Here is a 22,291-nt window from a genome sequence, read left to right on the forward strand (position 1 = left end):
TCAACTACGAAGGCCCAACAAGGTGTCAAACATTTGCGAGCTGACATCGATCAGACGGGCAGCCGCCTGATATTGCTCCTGAAAACGCTGCAGCATGATGTACTCCTCGTCTTTATTGACGCCGGATACCGCTTGCTGAGCAGCAAAGTTCTGCTCGATCAGCTTGACCTGTGCTTTGGCCGCAGTGCCGTTTTGCTGAGTCTGTACCGCAATACGGTTCACAATCTGGCCAAAAGAGTCATTCAGGCTGAGCGAGCCATCCGCCAGCACTTTGGTATTACGCAGATCGGCCAGTTGTTGAGCAACCCCACCGTTCGCTGAACCGGTATCTTTGCTGGCAGCCGCAATATCTTGGGGACGCTTGATTTCAACGTTCAGGCTGGAGCCCGCATCAACCGTGGGCTGAATCAACCAGGAATCACCGTCTTCCGACTTTGCCTTCAGGCTGGAGACATCAATTTCCAGGCCATCAACACGCGTCACCCCTCCATTTTTGTCAGGGCCATTCAAAGGCGTCACGTCGTTGCTGGTCAGATTACGCAGCTGAAAACGGCCATCCACTCGTTCGATACGGTAGTTTTCGCCCGTTAATTTATCGACGGACTGGGTGTAGCCTTTGCTCGGGTCGGCAGGATCCACCGGGTCTTTATAGAAAGACACACCGGGCATACCGCTGCTTAAAGGGTTATTGCCATTAGCGCGCACTTTAGGGCCGCTAACGCTGAACCAATCCTTGCCAGCCTCGCCCTTTAAGTCCACGCCCTGACGGTGAATATCATTCACCGCATGCGCCAGACCTACAGCCAAGCGGCCCAGGCTGTTGATGGCCGGTTCCAAGCTTTCCTTGCGAAACTGCAGCAAGCCGCCCAGCGTGCCACCTTTAATGGTGCCCTCGCGGAACTCGCTCACAACGTCTTTGCCATCCACATTCAATGCAGAGGTAAAGCCCACCACAATACGCTCGGGGTTTTCAGCCGAGCGCACTGCGTGCAAGGGGTAAACCTGACCACCGCCCAAAAGCATCTGGCCACCGGCCGTTGTCACGCTCAAGGTGCCGTCTTGCTCCACCGTGCTCACTTCAACCAGCATGCCCAATTCGGAGACCAGCTGTTCGCGCTGATCCAGCAAATCGTTAGGCTCATGGCCGGGCGCAGTGCCCTTGGCCGCGACGATCTGCTTGTTGACGTTGTCAATTCGTTCCAGATAACTATTGATCTGTGTGACCGTGGTGCCAATCTGACTGTTGATGTTTTCGTTGACGCGATTCATATACGAGGTCGCATCACGAATCTGGGTAGCCAAACTTTCAGAACGGCCCAGCAATTCCTGGCGTGCCGAGGAATCCGCAGGCTGGGAAGCCACCGCCTCCAGACCATCAAAGAAACTTTGCAAGGCAGGACTGATGCCCACCGTACGATCCGAAAACAGATTGTCCAGCTGGGCAATTTCCGTACCGTAGCTGACCAGTGCTGCACCGGCCGTCTGTGCGCGTGTCAGTTGCTGATACAGGAAGTTATCGTAAGAGCGCTGTACCGTGACAACCTGCACGCCACGGCCGTAGAAGCCATCGCTGGACCCGACCGAGCCCGCTGTCTGCACCAGCACCGATTGACGGTTGTACCCGGCCGTGTCGATATTATTAATATTGTGGCCGGTTACCTGCATGCGCTTTTGAGCGGCATACAAGCCCGAGATACCAAGGTTGGCGAGATTCATATCAGATCCTTTCTGTCCTGCCCGGCCTGTAATGCCCAAGGCGTAAAATGAACATGCTGCTTTTTAACGACCACCTTGGTGCAATATTTAGACCTGCAGGAATAATTAACGCGTACCGCCGTCGAAATAAGCCATGATGGAGATCAGCTTTTTGGCGTAGGACGGGTCGGTGGCGTAGCCCGCTTCCTGAATACGTTGTGCAGCCTCTTGAGGCGATGCGGCTTGTTTCACGCCTTCATAGCGTTTGTTAGTGCCAATAAGGCGGGCGTAATCGGCAAAAGACTCGGCATAGGAGTCATAAGCGCGGAAAGTTTGAGTCATCTTGCGCGCCACGCCGTTTTGATATTCCGTGGTCATCACATCCACAGTTTTTCCCTTCCAGGCAGGCGTGGCCTTGATGCCAAACAAGTTGTGGCTGGTGCTGCCATCGGCATGCATGATTTCACGCTTGCCCCAGCCGGACTCCAAGGCTGCTTGGCTCAGAATCAGCTGAGCCGGGACACCACTGTCATCCGCCGCCACTTTGGCCGCCGTGTTCATGCGATCCACAAACTGACGAATATGGTTGGGTGCACCCTTGATGGAGGAGTACACGCGCTGCACCGTACTGTTGCTATTGAGTTTTTCAATCAATTCCGCAATCGAGGCCGCGTCAATCGAGCGGTCGTTGGGCATGCGCGAACGCAGGTCCGGACGACGCGAACCAGAGGCTTCCGGGTCGTAGGACGCCGCGCGCATAGGTTCGCTGGTCTGGCCGCTCATCTGGGCCTGCAAGGCCTGAGCCAAGCCTATGCCTGGATCGGCCAACTGCATGGCCAGTTGCTCATCCCCCAGGCTTTGCGCCATGCGCACAGCCTGCGAATCAAACAAACCGCCTTCCGGAGTGGCCGCCCGAGCCTGCTTCAAGATGTTCTGAATAAACAGAGACTCGAACTGGCGGGCCACCTCCATCTGGGTGCCTTGGTTCTGACCGTCCTGGCCGGCCTGCCGGCGCAGCTGAGCCAGCTGCTGAGGGTCAAAGATCGAGACCTGAGAACCCATACCGGGACGCGGATAGTACTGCACCGACATTAGATAATCTCCAAATCAGCGCGTAAGGCACCCGCGCTTTTCAGATTTTGCAAAATCGACAACAGATCTTGTGGTGTGGCACCCAAGGCATTCAGCGCACGGACAACATCAGCCAGATTGGCACTGGTTTTGACGCGCTGCAAAGAACCGCTCTCGCTACGCATTTCGATCTGCGTGCTGTCCGCCACCACTGTTTGACCACCGCCAAATGGCGTGTCTGGCTGGCTGACCTGCGGCTGGCGACTGATCACCACCGACAAATTGCCATAGGCAATGGCGGCTTCGTCGATCGTCACAGTACGGTTCATGACTACCGAGCCAGTACGCGCATTGATGACCACACGCGCGCGTGCCGGTGGCAGGTTCACTTGCAGATTTTCCACATGCGAGATGAAGGCGGTCTGGGCCTGCGGGTCCAAAGGACCGCGAACCTGAATCAGACGGCCATCCAATGCTGTTGCTGTAGAAGGACCGAACTGTTTGTTCAAGGCCGCCACCACGTTCTGGGCCGTGCCAAAGTCCGAAGAATTCATTTCCAGATTGATCACGCCATCACGGGCGTAGGTGGTCGGCACACTTTGTTCAACCGTGGCACCGCCAGGGATGGTTCCGCCATTAAGCTGGTTCACCTGCACACTGGAGCCACCTGCCTCTGCCCCTGCACCGCCTACCAGCAAGTTGCCTTGAGCAATCGCGTAGACCTGACCGTTGGCGCCTTTCAGCGGTGTCATCAACAAGGTGCCACCGCGCAAGCTTTTCGCATTACCCATGGAGGACACCACCACATCCACCCCCTGCCCCGGACGGGCAAAAGCGGGGAGGCGCGCAGTAACCATGACCGCGGCCACGTTCTTGAGCTGCATATTGCTGCCCTGGGGAATTGTTACCCCCAGCTGAGACAACATATTGGTCAAACTTTGCTGGGTAAAGGGCGCCTGACGTACTTGGTCGCCACTGCCATCCAGACCCACCACCAGGCCATAACCGATCAGGGGGTTATCACGCACCCCTTGAATCGAGGCCAGATCTTTGATGCGCTCGGCGTGGCTAGCCGGGGCCAGCAACAAGCCGGCCGCCAGCATGGCAGCGCGCAGCGCATGGCGATAAGAGAAAAAACGAGTACGACTCATGGAGGAGGCCATAACTAGCAAAAGGCTCAGAACGGAGAAATATTCAGGAAAAAACGCTGCAACCAGCCCATGGTCTGGACTTCGTCCATGACACCTTTGCTACGAAACTCGATGCGGGCATCCGCCACTTGGGTAGAAGAGACCGTATTGCTGCCGGTAATCGAGCGCGGATCAATCACCCCCGAGAAGCGGATATGCTCGCTGCCCCGGTTGATGGCGATCTGCTTGTCACCCGCCACTTGCAAGTTGCCGTTAGGCAAGACACCCACCACTGTCGTGGTCAACGTGCCGCTGAAAGTATTGTCAGCACGGCTGGACCCTTTGCCCTGCGCCTTGTTGGAGCCGGTAACCGAAAAGTTCTGCTTGCTGCCCACTTCATTGGGCAAGAATGCGGGTACACCTTCAAAATCCAGCCCTGCACTGCCGCCACGGTCCGTATTGGTGGACACGTTCTTGGCCGCATTGGTGCGTTCCTGAATCATGATGGTGACGATGTCACCCACGTTACGGGGACGTCGGTCCTCAAACAGCGGGTAACTGCCATAAGCAGAGGGCTGATAGATAGAACCATTGGCCACCACTGCCGCGGGAATCGCGGGCGGCGGAGCCGCCGTCAGCGGCCCGGTCACCACATCTTCCGGGGGCACCAGCGCGCAACCGGACAGGGCCAGCACCGTACACAGGGCAAGACGGCTCATCAGAGCTTTGCGCATTGTCACGATCTCTTTTTTACCTTTACAGCTGTGTCAGGCGAGCCAGCATCTGGTCAGACGTGGAGACAGCTTTGCTATTGATTTCGTAGGCACGCTGGGTGCTGATCATATTGACCAGTTCCTCGGCCACGTTCACGTTGGAGGTCTCGTTGTACTTGTGCATGACAAGGCCAGCGCCATCCATACCAGGCTGCAGGAAGTTGGCGGCACCGGATGCATCAGTTTCGATGTACAGGTTCTCGCCCATGCTTTGCAAACCACCCGGATTAATAAAGGTGCTCAGTTGCAGTTGGCCCACTTCAACGCTGGCACCGGCGGCACCTGGCTGGGTCACTGATACCGTGCCATCACGGCCAATGGTCAGTTCCAGGGCGTTATCAGGGATATTGATCGGGGGCTGGATGGGGTAGCCGCCTGCTGTGGTCAACTGACCGTTCTGGTCGCGCTGCAAGCTGCCATCGCGGGTGTAGGCAAAGGTGCCGTCCGGCATTTCCACTTGCAGAAACCCGTTGCCCTGAATGGCGATATCCATGGTGTGGCCGGTATGCTTCATCTCGCCTTGCGAGTGAATGCGTTCGGTTGCCACGGTGCGCACACCGGTACCCAACTGCAAGCCGGAAGGCAGCTGATTGGCCGCACCTACCTGGGCTCCGGGCTGGCGGATGGTCTGGTACATCAAATCTTCAAATACGGCACGGGTACGCTTAAAGCCAACCGTGTTCACGTTAGCCAAGTTATTGGAAATAACATCCATATTGGTCTGCTGGGCTTCCAGACCGGTCTTGGCAATCCACAGAGAGCGAATCATGTGTGTAATCCTTGCTGCTATAGCCGCGACACTAGCGCGACTTAGCCATTAAATGAGAGTAGAGAGTTGGCACGATCTTCGCGCGCACCAGCATCCTGGATGATCTTCATCTGGGTCTCAAAGCGGCGGGTATTGGCAATCATGGCCACCATCGCTTCAGCCGGATTCACGTTGCTTTTCTCAACAAAGCCCGCCACCATGCGCACGCTGGGGTCCGCCTGAGCGGGCGCCCCGCCCTGCAGGCGGAACAAACCGTCTTGGCCGCGCTGCAGGTCAACGCTAGGTGGATTGACCAGTTTCAACTGGCCCATCACCTGAATGTCTCGGGGGTTGTCACCAGCACCCAAAGCGGTCAGCTGACCATCGCTGGAAAATGTAATCGTGCCGCGATCAGGAATTTCGATAGGCACACCATCAGCGCTCAGGACTGGCAAGCCAGTTTGAGTGACTAACTGATTTTGCGCGTTCACGCCCAGATCGCCTGCCCGCGTATAGGCTTCCTGGCCATCCAGTGCGCGCACGGCAAACCAGCCCTCGCCCGAGATGGCCACGTCTAGCGCGTTGCCCGTCTCGCTCATGGAACCCGCTTGAAAGCGGCTGCCCGGAGTCACGGTTGCGGTGCCTACCCGGGTCTGCGAACCCACCTCGCTGGTGACAGGCACCGAGCGGTAATACGCGAGCTGTTCGCGAAAACCGGAGGTATTCACGTTGGCCAGGTTGTTGGTAATGACGTCCTGCTGCTCCAGCGTACGCTGGGCGCCATTCATAGCGGTATAAATCAGGCGATCCATGACAACTCTTAGCGCAGGTTAACCAGAGTCTGCAGGACCTGATCCTGAGTCTTGATGGTCTGTGCGTTCGCCTGATAAGTACGCTGGGCAATAATCATATTGACCAGTTCCTGACCCATATCCACGTTGGAGTCTTCCACCGCCTGACCCTTGATCATGGCCAGACCGTTCTCACCAGGACGGCCCAAAATAGGCTGCCCCGACTCACCGGTCTCTGCCCAGGAGTTACCTCCCACTGGGCTCAAGCCTTGCAGGTTGCTGAAGTCAGCCAGCACCAAGGAGCCCATGCGCTGGGTTACGCCGTTGGTGTAGGCAGCCACAATCGTGCCATCACGGCCCACTTCCATATTGGCGTATTCACCCGTGGCGTAACCGTCTTGATAGGGATTGCCCTTGGCAAACTCGCCGCCAAACTGGGTGGTACCGGTGTAGCGCATATCAAACACCAGATCATCGGCTGGGGAGGCAGTTCCACCGGGGTTGGCCAAAGTCACATTGATGGTGGCCGGATTAGGGCTGGTCATCATGCCCGAACCGTTAAAAGTCAGGGTGGCTTTCTCCGGATTCAGGGCCTTTCCGCCTTCCATGTAATACACATCCCAGACGCTTTCGCCCGCAGCGTTCGCAGGGCGCTTCACAAAGTACTGAGTTACCTGATGGCTATTGCCCAGCGAGTCGTACACCGTGTAGGGGAAAGATTCGCTGTAGGTGGTGTTGTCCTTGGGATCAAAGGTATTGACCGCGACGGTTTCCATGTCCGGTTCCATTACAGGCTCCATGACGGGATTACCGCTACCATCCAGCACCGGATCACCATTGGCGTCCAGCTTGGGAGCCATTTCCGGCACACCGTTGGCATCCAGCTTGGGCTTGAACACCAGATCGCCATTAGCATCTGTTTTTTGCTGAGTCTTGCTAGTGGCGATAGCGGCAGCATCACCGGGCAGGTTGGGCTTGAAGCTCATGGACGTGGTCGCTTTGGGCGGCACGTTGCCCGAGGGCACTTGCAAGCGTTGCAGCTCACTGGAGCCCTCGCCGTAACCGGTCAAGTAGTTACCTTGCGCATTGACCAAAAAGCCTTCCTTGTTTGGGAAGAACTGGCCATTACGCGAGTACAGAACAGAGCCATTACCTTGTTCCAGACGGAACAAGCCCTTTTCACCGTCGATGGCCATATCAAACTGGTTACCAGTATTGCTGACGTTACCCACCGAGAAACGCTGGCTCACGCGCGATACCTGCACACCCAGACCAATGCGGGAGTTCGCGTATACGTCTGCAAACTGCACGGTGGAGGATTTGTAGCCCACAGTTCCCGAGTTGGCGATGTTATTGCCAATAGAATCCAGGTTTTGGGAGGCGGCGTTCAGGCCACTCAGTCCTTGTCCGAAACTCATGATCTTTCCTTTTAATGTCGTGTTGGCCCAGCCCGCTCAAGGGGCAAGCGGCACTTACATAATTTTGCGTATATCCAGCAGGGAGAAGGTTCCCGCCAGGCCAAGATCCAGCATCAAGCCACTAGAGGTGTAAGCCACACTGTCAACCATGCCGTGCGTCAATGGGCTAGCGGTTACGGCATTACCATCGTTACTGGCCAGCACGCTGACGGTGTAGGAACCATCGGCCAGTGGCGAACCATCGTTATCCTTGCCATCCCACTCCATGGAGTAGACGCCGGATTTTTGTGCACCCAGATCGAACTCGCGCACCACCTTGCCGCTGCTGTCCTTGATCTGTACCAGCGTGGAAGTCGTCCCGCTGACCAGATCAATCCCAAAGGGCATCGCGACCTTTTCACCTTCCTTGCTGCTGCCCAGCAAGACTTTCTCGCCCGGCACCAGCACGTCCTTGCCAATCAAGTTGGCGGCCTGCATGGACTGGCTCACATCCATCTGGCCGGCGACGGCCAGCAAGGTATTGTTCAACTGCTGAATCCCGGACACCGTGGACATCTGCGCCATTTGCGAGGTCACCTGTGCGTTATCCATGGGGTTGAGCGGGTCCTGATTGCGCAACTGCGTGATCAGCATGGTCAGGAAACGATCTTCCGTCTCCGCCATTGCGCTCTTGTTTCGGGCGTCCACCCCAGCCATCGCTCCTGCGGTGGGGTCAACAGCCTTGCGATCGTTATTAACTGTGCTCATGCTCTCTTTCCGTAAACCGGCTTATTGACCGATGCTCAAGGTGCGCATCATGAGATTCTTGGAGGTATTCACCACTTCCACATTGGCCTGATACGAACGCGACGCGGCCAGCATATTGACGGTCTCGGCCACCACATCCACGTTAGGCATCGTCACGTAGCCCTGCTCGTCGGCATAAGGGTTGCCGGGGTCGTACTGCAAACGGCCGGGTGCATCACTTTCCTGCACACCGACAACCTGCACACCACCGACCGGGCTATTGCCTTGCGGGGTCATCTGAAACACCACCTGACGCGCCTTGTAGGGCTGGCCATCAGGTCCGACCACGCTGTCGGCGTTAGCCAGGTTGCTGGCCGACACGTTCAAGCGCTGTGATTGCGCTGTCATGGCAGAGCCGGCGATCTGGAAAATACTGAAACTGGACATGAGGACTCGCTATTACTGTTGCAAGGCAGCCATCAAACCTTTTAAGCGCTGCGAAGCCAGGTTGATGGTGCTTTGATAGTGCATGGTGTTATCGGCAAACTGCATGCGTTCCACATCCATCTCGACCGTATTGCCGTCAATGGAAGGTTGCACCGGAACGCGATACAGCAACTCGTCGCTACTGGGCGGACGCACCGCCTGGGCGGAAATATGTCGTGCCGAGGTCAAGGACAAGTGGGTATTGGGCAGCGCCATTTGACCTTGCCCCCCTAAAGCGGCCTTCAAGGTCGCCGTAAAGTCCATATCACGCGCTTTATAGTTAGGCGTATCGGCATTGGCAATATTGGAGGCCAGAACCTCCTGGCGCTCTTGGCGCACAGCCAGTGCCGTCTGGTAAAACTTCAGGTGCTCACCGATGCGATCAATCATGGAGTCAAGCCAATTCTGTGTTCAAGTTTGAGATCCAGTGAACGCGCGCACGCCTTTTCACCGCCATGACAGCATGGTAGCCAGTGCATGCTCATCACAAACCCGGGAACAAAACGCTATTTATCGGCCAGTTCAGGTCTTGAGCTGGCGGCGGCCTGCGTAAAATTCAGCCATGACCTTATTTAGACTCCTGATCAGCCTGTGCTTGTTCGCCTTGGGCGCGACAGCCGCTGTGCGCGCTCAAGAGACGGTTCAGGTGCTGTCTGTACAGGCCATTCAAGAGCAGGCCAACGACTATTTGCTCAAGCAGGCCCAGCTTTATCCTGGCATTGCCAACATCACGCTGGATGCCTCTCGTTTGAACGCCATGCCAGCCTGCACCCAAACCCAGGTCTTTTTGCCCAGCGGCCAGCGGCTGCGTGCGCGCATGAGCATCGGTGTTCGTTGCCTGAGCCCGCAAAGCTGGAGCTCCTCGATTTCCGCTTCCCTGTCGATTCAGGGCCAGTATTACGTCACCAACCGCCGCATCAATCCCGGTGAAACCGTCCATCAGGAAGACTTGATCGAACGTGATGGGGATTTGCTGAGTCTGGCTAATGGCGTGGTGATCGACCCCAACCAAATCATTGGCTATGTCGCCAGTCAACGTATTCCGCTAGGCAACGCGATTCGCAGCTCTGCCCTGCGCGACCCGCAGTCGGTGATGCGCGGCCAGACTGTACGCACCATTGCTCGCGGCATGGGTTTTGTTGCCACGGGCGAGGGCCAGGCCCTGCAAAGCGGATCGCCAGGTACGCAGATTCAGATCAAGGCCAGTTCAGGACAAGTGATCTCGGCCACGGTATTGGATGCTTCCACGGTTCAGGTCGTTCTCTAAACTAAATCGGATGAGCATGCTAAAGTTTGCGTCCACAGCGCCGTTACAAGATCAACGCAAAGAACAGGCCGCACGGAGAAAAACGTGAAGATCAGCCCCTCCCCCCTCAAAACGCCCCTTGCTGAAACGTCTGCCGCAGAACGCAGCACGGCATCGAATCGTGCGCGCCAAGCGTACAACAGCAGCACAAACGAAGTGGACTTCAGCGCTGCAGCACGCCAGCTCAATTCGCTGCAAGATAGCAGCGCCGACGTAGACATGAAAAAAGTCGAGGCCTTGCGCGAGGCCATTGCAGCAGGCGAGCTCAAAATTGACACCAGTCGGATTGCCGACTCCCTGATTGCCTCTGTGCGCGATCTTCTCAAGTAACTGAACCCAAACGGCCATGTCTTTGCAAACCTGTCTTGCCGATCAACACCAAGCCCTGTCTGACTTCGAGCAGCTTTTGCTAGAAGAGCACGCTATGTTGCTGCGCCGCTTTGAACCGCAAGAACTGGCTCAGATGACGCTGCGTAAATATCAGCTGCTTGAACGCATCGAGCAATTGGACAAAGTGCAGGCTGAACTGCTGGAGCAGCGTGGCCTGGAGCACAATAAGCAAGGCTTGCGCTACGCGGCTGAACAGGACGAACTGGAACAAGAGCTGGAACAGCTCATTGAGCTCAGCGAAAAAGTGCGTAACTCCAGCGACAACAACCGCATTCTGGTTGATACTTTCCTGAGCGACACCCAGCAGAGCCTGGATGCCCTGGAAGCCCTGACCGGCCGCAATACGATTTACGACGCATCTGGAAGAACACAGAGCACCCAGTCTTCTATCAGCCTGAAGGCTTGAAGGCAGATAGACAGAACAGCGGAGTCGCCCGAAGCAAAAAAAAAGCGCCAACAATATCGTTGGCGCTTTTTTTGTGGGCCGCATTGAGGATCACACCAGCTAACTCTTGTTCGAGCCAGCCGCGCATCAAAAACAGGCCTACCCCAGCCTCTCTCTTTAACTCATCGCCTCTTTCAAGACCAGCATCTTCACCAAGGCGTCTACCGACTGCGCGGATTTCAGGTCTGGTTTACCCAGTAGGCGAGCGCTCAGCTGGCGTACGCCCAAATTGTCCGGAGCCTGAAGCAGGTCCCAGGACGCCAAGGTCAGTTGGGCCGCGGCCAGCAGATTGAGTTCTTCCTCGAACTCGGAGTTGCCCACTGGCAGAACAGCTCGAACAGCCCCCAGCAAGCGGGTCATTTCCTGCACTTCGGTGCGCAGCATCATGTAGCACGCCAGGCTGGCCGGCGCGAAGGCTTCGGAACCAGCGTGCTGATGCATCAGGGCAAAGCGGGTCTTCATGACTTTGCCATCATGACGGCGCACGGTGCGCAAGATAATCAAATCCAGGTGAACCGGATCAGCATTACGTTGACGCAGCTGCACAGGTTCCACGGCGTACCACAAAGCGATTTCGCCCAGACGGGCACGACCCAGCGTTTCCAGATGCAGGCGAGCCGCGAGATCCGGAATAGCGTGAAACGACAATTGTTTGCTCAGGGCATTGGGCGTGGTCTTGCCGTCTTTATGCCACAAGGACGTAGCACCCGGAATCAAGGCCAGCCAGTCAGCTTCCATATCGGCCCATTGACGCCACATCGTGGGCGATCCGCCCTCAAAAATATGCAGCAAACTGACAGGATGGGCCTGACTGTTAAGCACCTGCATGGCCTGATTCAAGGCCTGTGTCGGGCTGGGGCGCTCCAGACTGCGTACACCACGCACATCTGACCACTGCGACGGAGTCTGACGCTGGTAATAAGGAACGCTCAGCGCCTGCCCTTTCGGGCTGAACAAAAAGCTGAACGAACATTGCTCCTGGCTACCGGCAGGTTGATGATCAGCATGAATCACCAGCAAGCGCGAAACGTCACCCTCACTGACCTCCTGACAGGCGGCTCGCATCAAGCCTTCTGCCCGTTGCGCCGCTGCGCCCTCTTGCGTCGCACCGTGCTGCGCATGCAGATCGCGCCAGAAATCATAGGCTTCGGCGCAGGCCAAGCGCTCATCCAAATCAGCAGCAGCACGACGGGCCTGCTCAAGCTCAATAGGGCCACCGGCTGAAGCCGCAGACAGCAAACGTGGCAAGACACGCGCCCGGCGGTCCTGCTCGATTTGTAATTCTTGTGCCGCTTGCCCACCTGTTTCCAGCAAAGCCGCCAGGTCTCCAGAGGTCGGCGCGTACAAGGGACGCTGACTTTCTCGCACCTGCAAAGCGGAGTCCACTAGTTCGGCAGCACTCATGAAGCGCAGGTCCTCAGGGACTTTTTGCCCATTGGACACGTAATGGATAGGCAGTTTGAAACGAATGGCGGTATCCAAAGGACCACCCAGCTTGATGGCTTCGTCCACTTTAGAGATGATGCAACCGCTCAAAGGCGTACCACCATCCTGGGTATAGCTGCGCGCCACTTCGTCCAGGGTGTCGCCCTGACTGGCCGCATTCAAGACCAGCAAGCGTTGCACCCGACGTCCGGCACCGGCCAACAAGGCTGCTTGCTCGCGCACATAGCGGTCGCGCTGGCTGATGCCCATATTGTCGATCAGGATTAATTGATCTGGCCGCACGCCCAGCATCACGCTACGCAATTGCGCGACGTCTTGCACGATGTGCACGGCAACCCGCATCAGGTCGCCATAAATCTTCAATTGTTCATGCGCACCGATCCGGTAGGTATCGGTAGTCAACAGCACCACTTTATCGGGACCGAAGCGGCGCACAGCACGGGCAGCCAATTTGGCCAGCGTGGTGGTTTTGCCTACGCCGGTCGGGCCGACCAAAGCCAGGGCCAAACCGGGCTGCCACAAAGAGTCCTCGGAGCGCAGGACGGGCAAATGGGTTTCCAGCTCGGTACGCACCCATTGCAAAGCCGCACGTGCGCCCAGCTCTTCGGGCAGGCGCTTGAGCATGGCTCGCAACAAGGCAGTACTGAATCCTTGAGCCAGCAAGCTTTGAAACAGATTGACGGCCACCGGCGAGCGACGCATCTGGTGACTCCAGACCAGATCGTCCATCCGTCCTTCCAAGGCCCCGCGCAGCGCACCGATAGCCCCCATGACGTTATCGCCACCGGGCGGTGGTGCCATTTCTTGCTGGCGTATTCCTGCCGCTTGATGCGGCGTGTGGCCTGGCACAGGAGCCCGTTCAGTCACACCACCGGGGACTGCACTGGAGTCAGTCGCCAAAATCTCTACCCCGCCATTGACGCGGCGATTAGAGACGATCAGGGCATCAGGGCCCAGAGCCAAGCGAACCTGACGCATGGCTTCACGGCTGGTACTACCAAAAAAGCGACTTATATTCATTCAGACTGACCAATAATGGTGGTGACCCGCAGGATGCGTTCTTCAGGAATTTCAGCGTTAGACAAGACACCTAGCTGTGGAATATGGTGGCGCAGGAAACGGGACAAGGTGGCGCGCAGCACAGGCGGCACCACCAAGACCGGTGGATCGCCATGCTCTTCCTGGAATTGAGCGGCCCGCATGGCGTCCGTCAAGACCGACTCGGCCAATCCAGGCTCCAGCGCGCCACTGCTGGTCAGCGCCTGAGTCATAACCCGCTCCAGACGCGCATCCAGACCAATCACACGCAATTCGCCTTCGCCAGGGAACCACTGCTGCACAATGGCGCGGCCCAAAGCCACCCGCAAGACCGCCAACAACTCACCGGCCTCATGCCCCGTGTTGGCAGCCCCTTGGGCCAACACACGCGGCGCATGCTCAGCCAGCGTTTCCACAATGCTGCGCATATCGCGAATAGGGACATCTTCGGCCAACAATCCGCGCAAGACCTTGAGCAACATGCTGAGCGAAATGGTCTGCGGCACAAAGTCTTCCACCAGCTTGGGCGCTTCGCGGCCCACATGATCCAGCAGTTGCTGCACTTCCTGGCGACCCAGCAAGTCTGCGCCATGGCGATGCAGCAAGTGGTTGATATGGGTGGCAATCACCGTACTGGCATCCACGACGGTGTAACCGGCAATCTGCGCCTGTTCACGCATGCTCACATCCACCCAAACGGCTGGCAGACCGAAAGCGGGGTCTGTTGTGGGTGTACCCGGCAACTTCATCGTGACACCACCGGGATCAATCGCCAGCCACTGCCCGGGCGTTGCCGTGCCACGGCCAATTTCCACGCCGGCCAGCAAAATCCGGTAGTCGTTGGGCTTGAGTTCCAGGTTGTCCCGGATATGCACCACGGGAGGCAAAAAGCCCACTTCCTGGGCGAATTTTTTACGCAAGCTGCGTATGCGGTGCAGCAGCTCGCCATTTTGTGCGTGATCCACCAGCGAGATCAGGCGATAGCCGACTTCCAGGCCCAACGGGTCCACCATGGATACGTCGTTCCAGCTGGCTTCACTGGCAGCCGAATCGGCGGCGGCCTGCACTTGCTCGTCCGGCAGACTGGCCTGCTCGACCTGCTGAGCCTGATTCTTCTGCATATACCAGGCACCCACGCCCATAATCGCAGCCAGCAGCAAGAACACCAGATTGGGCATGCCCGGGATCAGTCCCATCAGCCCCAGAATCCCGGCGGTAATGTACAAAACCATCGGGTTACGGAACAGCTGGCTGACCATTTGCTGGCCCACGTCTTCATCGGTGGCCACACGCGACACCACCACACCAGCGGCAGTGGAAATGATCAAGGCTGGAATCTGTGCGACCAAGCCATCACCGATCGTCAACAAGGTGTAGACGTGACCGGCCTCAGAAAAAGACAGGCCATGCTGCAAGACACCGATGAACAAGCCACCAATGACGTTGATGACCATAATCAGCAAGCCAGCGACCGCGTCACCGCGCACGAACTTACTGGCACCATCCATGGACCCGTAGAATTCGGCCTCTTGCGAGACTTCCTGACGGCGACGACGAGCGTCGTCTTCACCAATCAGACCGGCGTTCAAGTCCGCATCAATGGCCATTTGCTTACCGGGCAAGGCATCCAAGGTAAAACGCGCCCCGACCTCGGCAATACGGCCTGCACCCTTGGTAATCACCACAAAGTTGATGATGACCAAAATCACAAAGACGATCAGGCCTACGGCAAAGTTGCCACCCACCAAAAAGTGACCGAAGGCTTCGATCACCTGACCGGCAGCGTCCGGGCCTTTATGGCCATTCATCAAGACTACGCGCGTAGAGGCCACGTTCAGCGACAAGCGCAACAAGGTGGCAAACAGCAGCACAGCCGGGAAGGCGGCAAAGTCCAGCGGCTTTTTCGTGAACATGGCCACCAGCAAAATCATGACGGCCAGAGCGATGTTAAAGGTGAACAGCAGGTCCAGCAAAAACGGGGGCAAAGGCAGGATCATCATGGCCATGACCATGAGGATCAGCACCGGGCCCGCTAGGAGCCGGGCGTGTTGTCCACCGTTTTGTTTCAGTAAGGCAAAAAAATTGTTCATTGCTTTTAGTGTTTGCGCGAACGCAGTGGACCTTCATCCATGCCAGTCGGCACCTTCAATCGGGTAGGCACAATCGGACGCTCGCCCTGCCCTTTATTCCAGTTACGGAGCTGATAGACCCAGGCCAGTACTTCGGCCACCGCGGAATATAAATCCACGGGAATCTCTCGCTCCAGATCGACGTTAAAGTACAAGGCCCGCGCAAGCGCGGGCGCCTCCAGGGTGGCAACGCTGTTCTCGTCCGCCAGTTTTCGAATCTTGGCCGCGATCAAGCCCGTTCCCTTGGCAACCACACGAGGCGCACCGCCTTTCCCGTCGTGATAGCGCAGGGCGACAGCGTAATGGGTGGGGTTGGTGACCACCACATCGGCGCCGGGCACCTGGGACATCATGCGTGACCGCGCCATGGACCGCTGTTGCTGCCGTATCCGCCCTTTCACGTGCGGATCACCTTCACTTTCCTTGTGTTCTTCCTTCACATCCTGGCGCGACATACGCAGCTTTTTATAAAAGCTCCACAGCTGCCAGGGTGCATCAATCAAAACAATGACCAGCAAACTGGCCGCAATCAGGGCACAACATTTGATGATTAGCGCCATGCCCGTTGCAATGGCAGCGGTGGGATGCACATACATCAAGCCTGTCATCTGCTCGCGCTCAGTCCAGATCACATAGACCGCCACCGACCCGACCAGCCCCGCTTTGGCCAAGGTTTTGATCAGTTCCACCACGGTCTGCGCAGAAAACATGCGCTTGATACCTTTGGCCGGATTCATGCGTTCAAACTTGGGCTGCAGGGCTTTGCCACTAAAGCTCATCCCCCCCAAGGCAATAGAAGCCAAAATCGCCACCACGACCAGTAATACAAACAAAGGAGCCAGCCCTTTCAGGGCCTCACCGGCCAAACTGGCCGCCTGCACCACCATCGCGTTGGGATCACGCGCAATTTGCGGATCAAACCAGACGCTACGGCGCACAATGCCGCCAAAGGTTTCATACAGGTAGCTGGAACCGACCCAAATCCCCCCAATCCCGGACAGCAGCATCAAGAAAGTTGTCAGCTCTCTGGAACGCGCCACCTGACCATCTTCCCGCGCCTTTTCCAGGCGCCGGGGCGAGGCCGGTTCTGTTTTTTCGAGATCGCTGTCTTCTGCCATGGACTGCCAAGACGCAGGAATTGAAGGAATAAATCACGCGCCCAGCACGAATATCGCGTTCGCACTGCAGGCCGCGGGGTCATTCTAAAAGAGCCATCAGACTCTGATAGCGCGGAGAAAGCCCGATAAAAGCAGGCTGTTCCTCCCAACGCAAAAAGGCGCTGCAAGAGGCAGCGCCTTGGGAAAGCGAGTCAAACCCGCTTGCCAGTGCCGAAATTAAAAACCCAGATTGGCCAACAGGTCGTCTACCTGGTCCTGGCTGGTGACCACTTCCGAAGCGACGGGCGAAACGACGGGGCCATTGATAAGGCTTTGAGTTTCTTCGCGTTTTTCTGTGGGCACGTTATCGACCAGCACCTGGACCAGCTCGGTCTCGATGGTGCCAACCACACCCAACATGCGCGTGATCACCTGCCCGGTCAGATCCTGAAAGTCCTGGGCCATGATGATTTCAAGCAGGTTTTCCTGGGTCTGCTGTGCTTTGACCGGCACATCGCGCAAAAAGCCGCGGGTGCGCTTGACCAGCTCCCGGGCCTGATCCTGGTCCAGGGGCTGCTCAAACCATTGTTCCCATTCGGCGTCCAGAGCCTGAGCATCCTCTTGCAAGGACTCTTGCAAAGGACGCACCTGCTCGGCCGCGTTCAATACCCGGTTAGCGGCTTGCTCGGTCATGCGAGCCACATAGTGCAGACGATCACGGGCATCCGGAATCGCGTGCGCGGCATCTTTAATGGCCTGATCCAGACCCAGCTCGCGCATACTTTCCCGCAACAAGCGGGTCAGGTTGGCGATACGGTAGACCAGATCAACCGGTACGCTTTGGGGATCTGGATGAATCGGTGTTTGCTGTGGATCCATGACGTACTCCGTATTAACCGCCCATTTTCTCGAAGATCTTGTTCAGCTTTTCTTCCAGTGTTGCGGCGGTAAAGGGTTTGACGACGTAGCCATTGGCGCCCGCCTGGGCGGCGGCAATAATGTTCTCTTTCTTGGCTTCGGCAGTCACCATCAGCACAGGCAAAGAGGCCAGGTTGGCATCGGCGCGGATCTGCTTGAGCATTTCCAGACCGTCCAGATTGGGCATATTCCAGTCAGAGACAACGAACTCAAAATTGCCATTGCGCAATTTTTCCAAGCCCATCTGACCATCTTCCGCCTCGTCTACATTTTCGTACCCCAGATCCTTGAGCAGGTTCTTGATGATCCGGCGCATGGTGGGAAAGTCATCGACGACGAGAATTTTTATATTTTTTTGTACCATTTACATTCTCCAAATGAGTAGCTTGCCAGTGCGTCTGAGCACGTTTACACGCGGTGCCCAAAGGCCCCCACACTGGCTAGAATTCGTTCGCTGATCTGCCCTAAAGGCAGGGCAATGTCGGCGGCGCCAATTTGCAAGGCTTCACGCGGCATGCCAAAGACCACGCTGGTGGCCTCGTCCTGGGCAAAAGTCATGGCACCGGCCTGCTTCATGGCCAATAAGCCTTGCGCGCCGTCTTTACCCATGCCGGTCAGAATCACCCCTACGGCATTGCGCCCTGCCAGCTCAGCGGCCGAGTGAAACAGTACGTCCACAGACGGACGATGACGGTTGACCGGTTCGCTATCGACCAGCTTGACCACGTAGTTCGCACCCGAGCGGGCCAGCTTCATGTGCGCAACGCCACCCGGAGCCAGATACACATGGCCCGGCAGCACGCGCTGACCGTCTTCGGCCTCATGCACCTGCATGGAGCACAGGCCATCAAGACGGTTCACAAAAGAGCGGGTAAAACCAGCAGGCATATGTTGGGTAATCATGATGGCCGGGCAATTGGCGGGCAACGGCTCCAGCACCTGGCGAATGGCCTCGGTGCCCCCGGTAGAGGCGCCAATCATGATCAGTTTTTCAGTGGTCGAGAAGTTGTGCGTCAGGCGACGGGCGGGCGCTGACCCGGCCGGGGCCGGAGTGGCACGACGCGGACGGGCGATGGAGGCCGCACGGATCTTGTCGGCAATCAAGTCCGAATAATCCAGGAGGCCGTCACGCAGACCCAGCTTGGGCTTGGTCACAAAATCCACAGCACCCAATTCCAGCGCACGCAAAGTGACATCGGAATTGCGCTCAGTCAGGGACGAGACCATCACCACCGGCATGGGACGCAAGCGCATCAGGCGCTCCAGAAAGTCCAGGCCATCCATGCGTGGCATTTCCACGTCCAGCGTCAGCACATCAGGATTGTGTTCTTTAATCAGCTCTCGGGCCACCAGCGGATCGGGGGCCACCGCGACTACTTCCATATCCGCATGGCTGTTGATAATTTCCACCATCAGGCTACGCACCAGGGCGGAATCGTCTACACACAAAACTCGAATTTTCTTCATGCTACTCATAATTCCGATATCAAGCGCCAAGAGACTTAGTTCCGGACATACACCGTTTGACCAAGCAGGCGAAATGCCTTGGTCAGATAGGAGAAGTTCTCGGAGTGCCCCACAAACAGCAGTCCGCCCGGCTTGGTCACTGCGGCGAATCGCTCCAGGATGCGGGTCTGGTCGTCCCGGTCAAAGTAAATCATGGTGTTTCGACAGAAGATCACATCAAAGCGGCTAGAGGACGGCCAGGCCGGCCCCACCAGATTGAATTCCTCGAACTCCACCATATTGCGCAATACAGGTTTGACGCGTGCCAGCCCCTTGCGGGCCCCGACACCACGCTGAAAATAACGCGGCAACCACAGATCAGGCACAGGCTGGATGCGCTCCAGGGTGTAGACGCCCTCGCGTGCCTTATCCAGCGCTGCCGAATCGATATCGCTGGCCAGAATGGACACATTGATGTCGGGCGAGGGACAGTTCTCACGCACCGTCATGGCAATGGAGTAGGCCTCTTCGCCCGTGGAGGCGGCACTGCACCAGATATCCAGCGGCTTGCCACGTGTGCTGACAAACTTGCCCAGGATATCGAAGTGATGCTGCTCACGGAAAAAAGCGGTGTGGTTGATCGTGAAGGCGTTGACGAAGTCCTGCCATTCCTGGCTATGCGTGTCTTGCTCCAGGATATCCAGGTACTGGCGCACCTCTCGGACCCCCGCATTTTGACTGCGCATACCCAGTGTGCGGGCCACCATATCTTCTTTGTGGGTACCTAAAATAATGCCCGCATACGACTTGAGCAAGCGCGCGGCTCGCTCACAGTCGGCCCTCGAGGCTTGCGGGATCGAGGGCAATGTATAAACAAAAGGTTCCACAGATGTGCTCATATAACTACAGGCTGGCCAAGGTCCCGCTAAAAGGCCCCGACGATAAGCCCTGGCCGGAACGCAAGCGCTCCGGTTCCGATGACGCATCGAACGGATCATCAATAATGTCTTGCGCACCCACCTTGAATGCCGCGACTGCATCCGACAAACGTCGTGCCTGTTCTTCAAGCGAGCCGGCCGCTGCCGTCGCCTGCTCGACCAGGGCCGCATTTTGCTGCACAACCACATCCATTTGCGCAACAGCTCGATTGACTTGATCAATCCCCTCAGACTGTTCGTTCGAGGCAGAGGAAATTTCGGCCATGATGGTGGTCACACTTTGCACTGAGCTGACCACTTCCATCACCACTTTGCCCGCCTCATCCACTTGACGCGTCCCTTCCTTGACCTTGGCCAGGGACTGTTCGATCAAGCCTTTGATTTCCTTGGCCGCCTGGGCACTACGCTGAGCCAGACTGCGTACTTCACCAGCAACCACGGCAAAGCCTTTGCCCTGCTCACCGGCACGGGCCGCTTCTACCGCTGCGTTCAAGGCCAGAATATTGGTCTGGAACGCAATGCCATCAATCACGTTGACGATCTGGGCAATCTGCCCCGAGCTGGCCGACAAATCTTCCATGGTCTGCACCACGGTAGAGACCGCCTGACCACCCCGCAGCGCCACATCCGATGCGCTCTTGGCAACTTGATCCGCCTGCTGGGCGTTGTCGGAGTTCTGACGCACCGTGCTGGACAACTGCTCCATGCTGGCAGCGGTTTGCTGCAAGGAGGCTGCTTGCTCTTCAGTACGGCTGCTTAAATCCGTATTGCCCACATAGATTTCATGCGAACCAAAGGTAATTTCTTCCACACCTTGGCGCACTGCCAGCACCATGGACTGCAGGCTGCTTTGCATACGGCGCACGGCGTCATACAGCACACCGATTTCATTGGTGGACTTCACTTCAACGCGCTGAGTCAGGTCACCGCTGGCGATACGGTCAAAGTGCGCACCGGCCAGACGCAAGGGACGCAGCACCATGCGATTCAAGAACACATAGACTGCCAGCGAAATGAACAGACACAGCACCATGGCCAGCCCAACCAGGCGGACAACCAGGTTGTACTGATCATTCTCTTTCTTGTACTGGACATCGATAGAGCGCTGCTGGGCCTCTTGCAAGGTGGTCAAGGCGCTGTACAGGTCTTCTTCCAAAAACTTGGTGGTAGTAGCCACGTAGCTGCGGAAACCTGCGATATCCCCTTGCTCCAGATAGGCAATCAGGGGCAGCACGCCGCCTTGCATCAAGGACATGAAGGCCGCATCCACACGCTGGTAGTAATCGTTAGTGCTTTCAAGCTGGGTAGCCACGCCTTGATATTCGAAAAAGGCCTCTTGTGCCTGCTCGAACTGCTTGCGCGTGGCCTCCAGGGCGTCACGGGTAGCCGAGCTCATGGCCGAGCTCTGGGGAGCAGCATCGCTCCACTCGGCCATCAAGTCCTGGTTTTGCAGGTCGTTGCTGACCACATAGCTGATGGCTGCTCGCCCAATCAGGGTTTGAGTCTCTTTGTAGCGCTCGATCGCTTGATACATGGCCGAGCCTACACGCTGATTGACCACGATGCTTTGTAGAGCACCGTTATTGGCCCGCAGGGACAAAATCCCCAACGCGGCACCGGCCACCAGCATTGCTAAAAAAAACACCAGAACCAGAATCAAACTGGTCCGAACCTTCAGATTGGTCAAACGTAATCCATCCAGCATTGCAAGCACCTTGTCTAGAGTAGATCCGAACATCAGAGGCGCTTGTGACACCTCCCCCGCGACCCGAACAATCCGTAACGATCAGGCCACTGCGCTGTCGACCAGAGCCATTTCTTCGCTGGTCATCAGTTTTTCAATATCAACCAAAATCAACATGCGTTCGCCCAAGGTCCCGATACCGGTCAGGTATTCAGTCGAGAAGGCAGTACCAAAGCTAGGAGCGGCACTGATCTGGGACGATTGCAGCACCAGCACATCAGACACCCCGTCCACCACCACACCCACCACGCGATCGTGCAGGTTCAGAATGACAACCACCGTCTGGTGGTCGTATTCCACACGTTCCATATTGAAGCGCACCCGCAGATCCACGATGGGCACAATCACGCCCCGCAGATTGGTTACGCCCTTGATGAAATGGGGCACATTGGCAATGCGGGTCACGGTCTGGGAGTCGTAGCCCCGGATTTCCTGAACTTTCAGAATATCGATACCGTATTCCTGGTCGCCCAGGGTAAATACCAGATACTCCTTACCGCCAACCTCGGCAGCTTCGGAGTGGGAAGTAAAGTCGTGGGACATAAAAATCTCCGAA

22 protein-coding genes are annotated in these 22,291 nt (G+C 57.0%); 3 read left to right on the plus strand and 19 right to left on the minus strand.

The window, feature by feature from the left end; all coding sequences use genetic code 11:
• The 10 genes from flgK to flgB form a co-directional block, all read right to left on the minus strand.
• Positions 1-1,716 (minus strand): flagellar hook-associated protein FlgK, encoded by a 1,716-nt coding sequence (flgK, locus tag AC1RSM_RS08290; RefSeq protein WP_492931283.1) that lies wholly within the window; start codon positions 1,714-1,716, stop codon positions 1-3.
• A gap of 105 nt (positions 1,717-1,821) precedes the next feature.
• Positions 1,822-2,787, minus strand: a complete 966-nt coding sequence (flgJ, locus tag AC1RSM_RS08295; protein ID WP_492931285.1) for a flagellar assembly peptidoglycan hydrolase FlgJ — start codon at positions 2,785-2,787, stop codon at positions 1,822-1,824.
• The gene (locus AC1RSM_RS08300; protein ID WP_492931287.1) at positions 2,787-3,917 is read right to left on the minus strand and encodes a flagellar basal body P-ring protein FlgI; all 1,131 of its coding nucleotides are present in this window, start codon (positions 3,915-3,917) and stop codon (positions 2,787-2,789) included. Before AC1RSM_RS08300 ends, flgJ begins: the two co-directional genes overlap by 1 nt.
• 26 nt (positions 3,918-3,943) lie before the next feature.
• Entirely contained in the window at positions 3,944-4,630 is a 687-nt protein-coding gene (locus tag AC1RSM_RS08305; protein WP_492931289.1) for a flagellar basal body L-ring protein FlgH, read from the minus strand.
• 22 nt (positions 4,631-4,652) lie between these two features.
• On the minus strand, positions 4,653-5,438 hold the full coding sequence (flgG, locus tag AC1RSM_RS08310; RefSeq protein ID WP_492931291.1) for a flagellar basal-body rod protein FlgG: 786 nt from the start codon (positions 5,436-5,438) through the stop codon (positions 4,653-4,655).
• A gap of 41 nt (positions 5,439-5,479) precedes the next feature.
• Entirely contained in the window at positions 5,480-6,229 is a 750-nt protein-coding gene (gene flgF, locus AC1RSM_RS08315; RefSeq protein ID WP_492931293.1) for a flagellar basal-body rod protein FlgF, read from the minus strand.
• 8 nt (positions 6,230-6,237) lie between these two features.
• Positions 6,238-7,626, minus strand: coding sequence for a flagellar hook protein FlgE (locus AC1RSM_RS08320; protein ID WP_492931295.1), 1,389 nt, complete (start codon positions 7,624-7,626; stop codon positions 6,238-6,240).
• A 54-nt stretch (positions 7,627-7,680) separates the two neighbouring features.
• The gene (locus AC1RSM_RS08325; RefSeq protein WP_492931297.1) at positions 7,681-8,373 is read right to left on the minus strand and encodes a flagellar hook capping FlgD N-terminal domain-containing protein; all 693 of its coding nucleotides are present in this window, start codon (positions 8,371-8,373) and stop codon (positions 7,681-7,683) included.
• 21 nt (positions 8,374-8,394) lie between these two features.
• Complete coding sequence (gene flgC, locus AC1RSM_RS08330; RefSeq protein WP_492931299.1) at positions 8,395-8,799, minus strand: flagellar basal body rod protein FlgC; 405 nt, start codon at positions 8,797-8,799, stop codon at positions 8,395-8,397.
• 12 nt (positions 8,800-8,811) lie between these two features.
• Positions 8,812-9,228 carry a flagellar basal body rod protein FlgB gene (gene flgB / locus AC1RSM_RS08335; RefSeq protein ID WP_492931301.1) on the minus strand — a complete coding sequence of 139 codons (417 nt, stop codon included), beginning with the start codon at positions 9,226-9,228 and terminating at the stop codon, positions 8,812-8,814.
• A 172-nt stretch (positions 9,229-9,400) separates the two neighbouring features.
• Here flgB and flgA point away from each other — a divergent pair, with 172 nt between their 5' ends.
• The 3 genes from flgA (at position 9,401) to flgN (ending at position 10,940) form a co-directional block, all read left to right on the plus strand.
• The gene (gene flgA / locus AC1RSM_RS08340; RefSeq protein ID WP_492931303.1) at positions 9,401-10,105 is read left to right on the plus strand and encodes a flagellar basal body P-ring formation chaperone FlgA; all 705 of its coding nucleotides are present in this window, start codon (positions 9,401-9,403) and stop codon (positions 10,103-10,105) included.
• Positions 10,106-10,195: 90 nt separating this feature from the next.
• Positions 10,196-10,474 (plus strand): flagellar biosynthesis anti-sigma factor FlgM, encoded by a 279-nt coding sequence (flgM, locus tag AC1RSM_RS08345; RefSeq protein ID WP_492931502.1) that lies wholly within the window; start codon positions 10,196-10,198, stop codon positions 10,472-10,474.
• Positions 10,475-10,490: 16 nt separating this feature from the next.
• Positions 10,491-10,940: a flagellar export chaperone FlgN gene (gene flgN, locus AC1RSM_RS08350; protein ID WP_492931305.1), complete on the plus strand. Its 450-nt coding sequence runs from the start codon at positions 10,491-10,493 to the stop codon at positions 10,938-10,940.
• A 156-nt stretch (positions 10,941-11,096) separates the two neighbouring features.
• Here the strand turns inward: flgN and flhF are convergent, their stop codons facing one another.
• The 9 genes from flhF to AC1RSM_RS08395 form a co-directional block, all read right to left on the minus strand.
• Positions 11,097-13,445 carry a flagellar biosynthesis GTPase FlhF gene (flhF, locus tag AC1RSM_RS08355; RefSeq protein WP_492931307.1) on the minus strand — a complete coding sequence of 783 codons (2,349 nt, stop codon included), beginning with the start codon at positions 13,443-13,445 and terminating at the stop codon, positions 11,097-11,099.
• A complete protein-coding gene (flhA, locus tag AC1RSM_RS08360; RefSeq protein ID WP_492931309.1) occupies positions 13,442-15,553 on the minus strand; it encodes a flagellar biosynthesis protein FlhA in 2,112 nt (703 codons plus the stop codon). The genes flhF and flhA overlap by 4 nt, the downstream gene beginning before the upstream one ends.
• A 5-nt stretch (positions 15,554-15,558) precedes the next feature.
• Complete coding sequence (flhB, locus tag AC1RSM_RS08365) at positions 15,559-16,710, minus strand: flagellar biosynthesis protein FlhB (RefSeq protein ID WP_492931311.1); 1,152 nt, start codon at positions 16,708-16,710, stop codon at positions 15,559-15,561.
• Positions 16,711-16,926: 216 nt separating this feature from the next.
• Entirely contained in the window at positions 16,927-17,568 is a 642-nt protein-coding gene (cheZ, locus tag AC1RSM_RS08370; RefSeq protein WP_492931313.1) for a protein phosphatase CheZ, read from the minus strand.
• 13 nt (positions 17,569-17,581) lie between these two features.
• The gene (gene cheY, locus AC1RSM_RS08375) at positions 17,582-17,971 is read right to left on the minus strand and encodes a chemotaxis response regulator CheY (protein WP_003804700.1); all 390 of its coding nucleotides are present in this window, start codon (positions 17,969-17,971) and stop codon (positions 17,582-17,584) included.
• Between the two features lie 44 nt (positions 17,972-18,015).
• On the minus strand, positions 18,016-19,074 hold the full coding sequence (locus AC1RSM_RS08380) for a protein-glutamate methylesterase/protein-glutamine glutaminase (protein ID WP_021446831.1): 1,059 nt from the start codon (positions 19,072-19,074) through the stop codon (positions 18,016-18,018).
• Between the two features lie 35 nt (positions 19,075-19,109).
• Complete coding sequence (locus AC1RSM_RS08385) at positions 19,110-19,952, minus strand: CheR family methyltransferase (protein ID WP_492931315.1); 843 nt, start codon at positions 19,950-19,952, stop codon at positions 19,110-19,112.
• A gap of 4 nt (positions 19,953-19,956) precedes the next feature.
• Positions 19,957-21,696: a methyl-accepting chemotaxis protein gene (locus AC1RSM_RS08390; RefSeq protein ID WP_492931317.1), complete on the minus strand. Its 1,740-nt coding sequence runs from the start codon at positions 21,694-21,696 to the stop codon at positions 19,957-19,959.
• Between the two features lie 81 nt (positions 21,697-21,777).
• Entirely contained in the window at positions 21,778-22,278 is a 501-nt protein-coding gene (locus AC1RSM_RS08395) for a chemotaxis protein CheW (RefSeq protein WP_492931319.1), read from the minus strand.
• Positions 22,279-22,291 lie beyond the last annotated feature (13 nt).

This window comes from Alcaligenes sp. GW821-FHT11D07, assembly GCF_058808495.1.